Annotated in this window: 9 protein-coding genes; all 9 read left to right on the top strand. The window is 34.2% G+C overall.

Annotated features, from left to right (window positions below; translation table 11 throughout):
- Positions 1-197: 197 nt before the first annotated feature.
- The 9 genes from ASG01_RS07590 to ASG01_RS07550 all read left to right on the top strand — a co-directional run bounded on the left by ASG01_RS07590 (position 198) and on the right by ASG01_RS07550 (position 7928).
- On the top strand, positions 198-1091 hold the full coding sequence (locus tag ASG01_RS07590) for a LysR family transcriptional regulator (RefSeq protein WP_055862367.1): 894 nt from the start codon (positions 198-200) through the stop codon (positions 1089-1091).
- 77 nt (positions 1092-1168) lie between these two features.
- Positions 1169-2134, top strand: a complete 966-nt coding sequence (locus ASG01_RS07585; protein ID WP_055862364.1) for a YeiH family protein — start codon at positions 1169-1171, stop codon at positions 2132-2134.
- 12 nt (positions 2135-2146) lie between these two features.
- A complete protein-coding gene (locus tag ASG01_RS07580; protein WP_202966982.1) occupies positions 2147-3121 on the top strand; it encodes a YncE family protein in 975 nt (324 codons plus the stop codon).
- A 184-nt stretch (positions 3122-3305) separates the two neighbouring features.
- Complete coding sequence (locus ASG01_RS07575; RefSeq protein WP_055862362.1) at positions 3306-3824, top strand: hypothetical protein; 519 nt, start codon at positions 3306-3308, stop codon at positions 3822-3824.
- 356 nt (positions 3825-4180) lie between these two features.
- A complete protein-coding gene (locus ASG01_RS07570) occupies positions 4181-4513 on the top strand; it encodes a DMT family transporter (protein WP_055862360.1) in 333 nt (110 codons plus the stop codon).
- Between the two features lie 254 nt (positions 4514-4767).
- Positions 4768-5142, top strand: a complete 375-nt coding sequence (locus ASG01_RS07565; protein ID WP_131725338.1) for a hypothetical protein — start codon at positions 4768-4770, stop codon at positions 5140-5142.
- An 89-nt stretch (positions 5143-5231) separates the two neighbouring features.
- Entirely contained in the window at positions 5232-6056 is an 825-nt protein-coding gene (locus ASG01_RS07560; RefSeq protein WP_131725337.1) for a helix-turn-helix domain-containing protein, read from the top strand.
- 280 nt (positions 6057-6336) lie between these two features.
- Positions 6337-7290 (top strand): catalase family peroxidase, encoded by a 954-nt coding sequence (locus ASG01_RS07555; RefSeq protein ID WP_202966981.1) that lies wholly within the window; start codon positions 6337-6339, stop codon positions 7288-7290.
- Between the two features lie 2 nt (positions 7291-7292).
- Positions 7293-7928 (top strand): cytochrome b, encoded by a 636-nt coding sequence (locus ASG01_RS07550; RefSeq protein WP_055862352.1) that lies wholly within the window; start codon positions 7293-7295, stop codon positions 7926-7928.
- Positions 7929-8521: the final 593 nt, after the last annotated feature.

The raw sequence follows: 8521 nt of genomic DNA, 5'->3' as shown, positions 1-8521 counted from the left end.
TCATTCATCATATCATTGCGTTTATCCAAAAATATTCAATATTTAATCAACTAACAAACAGAATCTTAAATAAAATATATAAAAGAATAGGCGCAACATTATATATTTTGTATTGGCGCAATGCGTATATTTGGGTGTTAGCGGAAACCCTTGGAGAACTCAAGAAAAAATGAGTAAAATAACTTAATCCTATAATAATGTTTGATTTTCGTTTACAAGTATTTCACAAAGTAGCAAAACGACTTAATTTTACAAAAGCTGCCGAAGAATTATTTATTACGCAGCCAGCAGTTTCAAAACACATACAAGAAATTGAAAGTTTTCTGAAAACTAAACTTTTTGAAAGAAATGGCTCAAAGGTAAAATTAACAAAAGCAGGACTTATATTATTTTCTCATACCGAAAAAATATTTGAAACCTATCGTAATTTAGAATTTGAAATTAATTCTCTTTCTCAAAATTTCAACGGAAAATTAAGAATTGGTGCGAGTACAACAATTGCTCAATATCTTTTACCTGAAATTTTAGCATCATTTCATAAAAAATTTGACCAACTTATCGTTTCTTTAGAAGCTAATAATACAGAACAAATTGAAATTGCGCTGCAAAAAAATGAAATTGATTTGGGTATCATAGAAGGAAAATCCAAAAAAGCCTATCTAAAATATACCGAATTTGTCAAAGACGAAATTGTTTTAGTTTCAAATAGCACAAATCCTCTCTCAAAAAGACAAAACATTACTATTGATGAGCTGAAAAACATTCCTCTCTTGTTTCGCGAGCAAGGATCAGGAACACTAGAAGTTATTGCACATCATTTAAAATCTTTGAATGTAAAAATTTCAGATTTAAAAATTGAAATGCAATTAGGCAGCACTGAAAGTATTAAAAATTATATACTTCACAGCAACACTATGGCTTTTATATCATTACATTCCATATACAAAGAACTTAAAGAAAATAAATTTACAATAATAGATGTTCAACATTTGTCTATCGAAAGGAGTTTTTACTTTATCCAACAACAAGGTCAAGTTGAGGCTTTACCCGAATTATTTATGAAATTTGCCAATCATTATAACTTTAAGTAATGACGCATAACTTTTTACAATTTCCAACATATCCTTTATTTCCAGAAATTTGTACCAACAATAATATATAAAGTAAGATGGAAAATCAAAAAGGATTCAAAAATTTATTAGACAAAAGTATAACCACGAGAGAAGTGATTTTTTTATTAGCAGTTGTACTCTGCTTGTCTCCATTAATATCACCGCCAATTGCCCTACTTATGGGTTTAATAATTGCGCAATTTATTGGACATCCATATTTACATCTAAATCATAAAGCAACTCATATATTATTACAGGTTTCTGTTGTTGGTTTGGGCTTTGGAATGAATGTTACAAGTGCATTAAAAGCGGGTAAAGAAGGTATTTTATTTACAATAGTTTCTATTATTGGAACATTAGTAATTGGTTTCTTTATGGGTAAGTTTTTAAAGATAGAAAAAAAGACTTCTTACTTAATATCAGCTGGAACAGCCATTTGTGGTGGAAGTGCTATTGCTGCTATTTCTCCTGTAATAAAGGCAGAAGAAAAACAGATATCGGTTGCATTAGGAACTATATTTATTCTAAATTCTGTAGCCTTATTTTTATTTCCTTTTATTGGGCATCAATTAAATTTATCACAATCACAATTTGGAATGTGGTGTGCAATTGCTATTCACGATACCAGTTCTGTTGTAGGTGCAGCAAGTAAATATGGTCCGCAAGCTTTAGAGATTGCTACAACTGTTAAATTAGCACGAGCATTATGGATAATTCCTGTTGCTTTTTTATCAACTTTTATTTTTAAAAATAAAGACAGTAAAATAAAAATTCCTTACTTTATTGGATTATTTGTTCTTGCAATGATTGCAAATACCTATATTCCTTTTGTTCAACAATACAATCATTATTTAACAAATTTTGCAAAAGCAGGATTAACGCTTACCTTGTTTTTAATAGGATGTGGATTGAATAGAAAAACAATATCCTCTGTTGGATTTAAACCATTATTTCAAGGTGTAATTCTATGGGTGATTATAGCAACTGCTGCACTTTGGGCTGTAACAACTTTAACAAACTAATAAATTAAAAATATGAAAAATGAATTCAAAATTGGAATGTTAATACTATTCTTTAGTATTATTGCTACCAAAACTCAAGCGCAACAAATCTTTGACGGCAACATAAAAAATAATTCTTTAGCAATAAGTCCAACCGAAAATATTGCATTAGCATCAAACAGCGACGTAAATTTCGTAAGTGTTTATAATCTAAAATCTCGTAAATTAATAAAAAAGATATTTGGATTCATTAGTCCAAGAAACATCATTTTTTCGCCTAATGGAATGAAGTTTTACATCACTGACAGCAGCACCGGATTTTTAACTGTACTGGAAACAAAGAAATTTAAAATCATTGAAAAATATGCGGTAGGCTTTGGAGCATTTGGTTCAGCAATTAGCAACAATGGTCAAGAAATTTATATTAATAATGAGGCAACAAATACAGTAACGGTAATTGACCTTTCAAGTAAATCGGTAAAAAAAATAATAACAGGTTTTGCCGAACCAAGACAAGGTATTAAATTAAACGCAACAAATACAAAGATTTACGTGACCAATTTTGCCAGCGACGCTATTTCGGTTGTGGACGCAGCAACTTTAAAAATCGATACAACTATTACTGGTTTTAGCAAAATAAGAGCTATCTCTATTACTAAAGATGGTGAAACATTATTTGCTGCTAATAGTGGTTCCAATTCCATTGCAGTAGTTAATTTAAATACAGGTATAATCGCTCAAACAATTTCTGTAGGCAAAGATCCTTATGGCGCATCATTATCTTCAGATGAAAACATTTTATTGAGTGGAAATAAGGAAGATAATTCTCTTTCAATAATTGATGTATCAACACTAACTAATATTGGAGTGATAACAGGATTTAATGAACCAAGACAAGCGATTGTTTACTCTAAAAACGGTAAAAATGTTTTTGTACTAAACAAAGATTTATCTATTAGTGTAGTTAATCTTTCTGAAAAGAAAATAATATATAGTATTCAGAATTAATAAATTTCCTAAAAAAGGTAAAAGGGCTATCCGCTAACAGCCATTTAGCAATATTGCGAGTTTTGTGGTAAATTCACGTTTACGTTTCGCAAGAAATTTTATCTTTAGCGGAAAATAATCGGTCACGAAGCTCGCAACATCGCTAGGTGGCATAACGTTAGCTGACATTTTAAGACAAACGACAATGAACATATTCGGACTAAATGAAAATGACAATCCAGAAGACATTTACTTCTTTAGGCCGACATTACCGCAAATTGATACTTCAAAGCTTTTCATAATGACTGGCGAGAATGGAAAATTGCGGGTTCAAAATAAAAACGTAAACTGTTTATTCAGTAACTTGACTCGCGAGAGTTTTGATAAAATATTTAACGACTTTAACCGACACCTAAACTTAGACTTCAACCCACTTAACCTCGATAACAAGTTATTCTCTTTGACAGCAGACGAACAAGGAAAACTGTTTGAGACAATCGTAACAAGTTGGATTTATTACTACACGATTAACAATTTGACCGTTAAGGTAAAGAGGTCAGACTTTACGCATCCTTATATGGTTGACTATGTTCTAACAATAGTCGACAAGAAATACGGAACTGACACTAATGAAAGCCTAGCTTTAGGGGCAAAAATACTACGCCAAGACCTGAACGATTATACCAAGACCGTAAAAGCACGTAGAGAGTACTACGATAGATAAAAAACGTCAGCTAACACGGGTTTTGCGTTAGTGGGCGAACAATGCGAATAGAAACATTTGAGCAATTAATAAACTTGGTGCTGGCAGACAGTTTTCGGTTTCAAAAGCCCACCAACGCAAAGCCCGAAACCGTTAGACTAGTCTCAATAAACGATACTAACAGACGAAAAATTGTCAGCCGCTAATTACGCGTTATCGGCAGGTGGAGTGGTGAACTTTTGAAGTTTTGAGTTTCTTGTGAATTTTTTGCTATAAAACCTGTTCGAATGAGTAGTCCCAACTTTAGCTTTACTTATGGCAGAAGCTTTGTTAAATTAATAATACCCGTATAAGATAAATATTATATTAAATAATTTATGAAAAATTATATTTTTTTGGCATTTGCCATCCTTTTTGAAAGCATAGGAACTTCTTTTTTAAAAGCATCGGAAGGATTTACTAAGCCTATCCAAACTATAATATTTATTATCTCCATGATATCATCATTCTATATGCTGACACTTGCAATTAGAACTATTCCAATTGGTATTGCATATGCAATCTGGTCTGCAGTTGGAATTGTTTTAATATCTATTGTTGGATATTTTTATTATAAACAAAGCTTAGACTTTCCGGCGATTATTGGAATATTGTTGATTGTATTAGGTGTAGTTATAATAAATGTTTTTTCGACGTCAGCAGCACATTAAGCTCATAAATGTGAATAACCTTTAGACTGATTTTCGCAAATTAGTCACTAGAGAATGTCTTAAAAACGATCATCGAAGTGAAAGCTTAAGATTACGATTTACAATTCAAATTAATTAGTTATAATGATTATAGTTTATAGATGAAAGTGAAAATCAGATTTAAGCGATTAGAAATTATTGCAATTTTATTTGTAATTTTTGTAAGTCTTATGATGTGCTACGTCGTGCTATATAATTTATTAAAAAACAATTATGTGATATCTCGTGAAATATGTTTGATTACAATATGTGTAACAGCAGGAGTAGCTGCTTTAATTTATGTTCTATGGATATTTATGACTCGTCTAATTAAAAGTTTTAATAATATTTATGCATTAGAGATTGATGATTCTGGAATTACCAATAATATATCAAAACATGTATTTTTAAGCTGGGATAAAATTGCTTATTTTAGTACTACAACAGTGCAAATGACTAGTGGACGACATTCAAAAATTTTAGTTCATACATATAATCCAGCACAATTAATGAAAATCAATACTGATTTACTTCTTTTTGATAAAAACGAATTGTTGGATATTCTTGAACAAAAATTAACAAAAAATATTTTAGTGAATAATCAAAAATAATCTCAATAAACGATACAAAGCGCGAAATGCTAAGATAACGTGAGTTAAAGATCTATAACCTATATTTAACCCGATCAGTCTGCAATATTTTGAAAGAGCAAATTTCACATCACCCGAAACCGGAATTTTCATGTATAGAGATATTCTTGCTGGAGGAATTGTCTGCAGGAGCTTTCGATTATTATCAGCGGTTTGATTTTCATCTCTTGTTGTGGAGTACGGAAACTGATGGAAATATCACTTTCAGTATTGACTTTAATGATTTTGAGACGGTTGGCTCCCAGGCAGTTGTAATTTATCCTTATCAGAATGTTAAAATTGATGTAACCACTAAAATGGGTTATTTAATCTTAATTCATAATGATGTATTCTTTTGGATTAATCAGAAGATTGGATCAGGTTACCTTAATGGCTTTTTTATCAATCAGTTGGTATCAATGAACAGTGAGAGTGCTCTTATAATGAAGAGTCTTGTTGATTTACTTTTAGAAGAATATCACAACAATAATAGGGCTTTGCTGATGGAAAGCTATATGTTTTCAATCTTATTTCATGTGTCAGCTATTTTTAACGAAAGTCCGGCGGTCAGAGAGTATTTGGATTATCCGGTTTTCGGGAAACTGATGAGTCTCATAGAAAATCATTTTATTGTAGAAAAGGGCGCGGCTTTTTATGTCAAAAACTTAAGTATTTCAGCAAAAAAACTCAATCAGATCTGCGAAAGTATTACCAATAAAAAAATAAAGTACCTGATTCAGGACCGTATCATTTTGGAAATCCGAAAGGAACTGTATCTCGGCAAAAAGACGGTAAAAGAAATTGCATATGATCTGGGATTTACCGAACCTTCTTATCTGACTCGATTTACAAAAAAACATACCGGTCTGACTCCCAAAGAATTCCCAAAGCAGTAAAGTCCTTTTTTTTAGCTGGAAAGTGTAATTCTACCACTTCTTGATTACTCTACATTTGTACCGTAATGTAATAGAAATGGAAACTGCATATTGATCAGAAATCATAGTTTCACATTTAATAATTTTTGAAAATATGAAAAAAAATTCTTTAGCTGCCTATTTAAAAGCAAAGCGTATACTCTTTATAATAATAGGTATTACTCTGATTTCAGGGACATTGCTTTTAGCCTTCGCTTGGACAGCAGGACTGATTGGCGGAAGAACTACCACCGAAACATTTTTGCAGGATACTCCCAAAACATATCCGGCAGGCTACCGCCGGGCTCATGGAAAGGGAATCTGTTTTGAAGGTACTTTTCGTGCCTCAGGTAATGCTATGCCATATTCTGTTGCAAGGGTTTTTGCACAGCAAAACGTTCCGGTTATCGGGCGTTTCTCACTGGGAAGCCCAGATCCCTATGCGCCTGATAATTCCACTCGAACAGTAAGTATGGCCGCACTGCTCACGGCTGATGACGGAGAACAATGGCGAATGAAGCTTAACAATGAACCTTTTTTTGCTACCCGCACTCCGGAAGGTTTCTTAGAACAGGTAGACGCTTACAAGCCCGTCGCAAAGACTGGTGCTCCTGATCCAGTCAAGGTAGCTGCTTTCTTAAAAAAACATCCAGAGGCTCAGAAATATATGCAATGGGATGCTACTGCACCCTGGACCCGCAGTTTCGCAGGTGCACAATACAATGTTATCAATTCATTTATTTTGATTGATGCCGAGGGGAAAAAGCAGGCGGTACGCTGGTCCATGCGTCCACATGCGCCATTTACTTCGTGGAGTGTAAGCCAGCGTAAGCAGGCAAGCCACGACTTCCTTTTTGAAGATCTGAGAAACCGCTTAAAAAAGGGTCCGTTGTACTGGGATCTCGTTTTGACTTTGGCCGAACCGGGCGATCCGGTAAACGATCCTTCGCAGGTTTGGCCGGAAAGCCGCCGACAGATAATTGCAGGTACATTAGAAGTTTCTCAGGTTTTTGACCAGACTGAGGGTGGTTGCAGGGATGTGAATTTTGATCCTACCCGCGTTCCAAAAGGAATTGCACTTTCGGATGACCCGGTTTTGGCAGCCCGTGCCGGTATCTATTCTCATTCGCACAGTGACCGGGTACGTGAAATCGGTTATGGTAAGGCTACAGATGCAGTAGGAAAATCTCAAAAAGAAACCATAAGAAATAAATAATCATGGTTACGAATAAAAATAGACCTTCGTCTCCGCCGACTCACTTCAATGCAACTGCGCGTATCTTGCACTGGCTGATGGCATCAATGATACTGACCATGATATTCGTCGGATTGGGAATGATGACATCTTTGAGGTGGAGACCTTGGTTGCTGGATCTTCATATTCCTTTAGGCGCAGCTATACTGTTATTGGTAATCATACGTTTTATAAACAGGCTAAGTTATAGAGTGCCAAAAATGCCTGCCACCATGGCTGGTTTTCAGGAGAAAGCAGCAACCGGACTGCATTGGATCATGTATGGAATGATGGTAGCATTGCCGCTTACAGGATGGGCACAATTGTCAGCCGCCGGTTTTCCGGTAAAGGTCGTTCCCGGTGTAAATCTGCCTCCAATTCTTCCGGAGAATCCATTTTTCTTTGCGCTGATGCATGACGCGCATAAAGTGTTGGCCTGGTTATTTTTCCTGATGATAGTAGGACACATTTCCGCAGCATTGTTACATGCCTGGGTATACCGGGACGGGCTTTTCTCCAGTATTACATGGACCAGAAAAACAACTGACCGATCTGAAAATATACTACATGATAGACAAAATAGTGATGAAATTAATGTTGGGAATAAAGAACCTATGTAAATTAACAACGAATATTTGATAAACTATGGATTGTTGATGACCTTCTAATAAACGTAGATTCTTTTAATAAGATATTTTAGAACAATTAAATATTCTTGAAATAAGTATAAAATATCTCTCTAATAAACATGAGCAACAATTTTTCTAATAATTGCTTTAAGCTGCATTAATCATGTAAATTAGTCTCAGATAACGATCATATGAAAGCAAAAGGCTTCCGGTGGAGGAGATTATGAAAGCATCTAAAATTGGAAGTAAAGTTAATAAAATGGCGAAGGGGAAAAGCTACCGGAGGTTTAGTTCAACATCGTATTGGCGAAATGGCGGGTAAGTAAGATGTTGAAAGCTCCTTTTTTAGTCGCAACAGCCTTTTATATTTCCTTTTTTCATAAATTTAGAAAATAATGAAAGGCTGTTGCTTAGCTTAGTGCAAAATTGAAAGTATCGGCTTTCTAATCCGCCACTATCGCCAATACGCGGCCCGTTGTGTGCAAGGGTAAACGACCTATTCATCCAAACTTGAGCAAACAATTATTGAAATAGAATTTTAATATATTTACAATGCCAAGATGTTTTTTAAAACAACACTATCA

The organism is Chryseobacterium sp. Leaf180, assembly GCF_001424585.1.
GTDB lineage: Bacteria > Bacteroidota > Bacteroidia > Flavobacteriales > Weeksellaceae > Chryseobacterium.
This window is presented reverse-complemented; position numbering and strand designations above follow the sequence as displayed.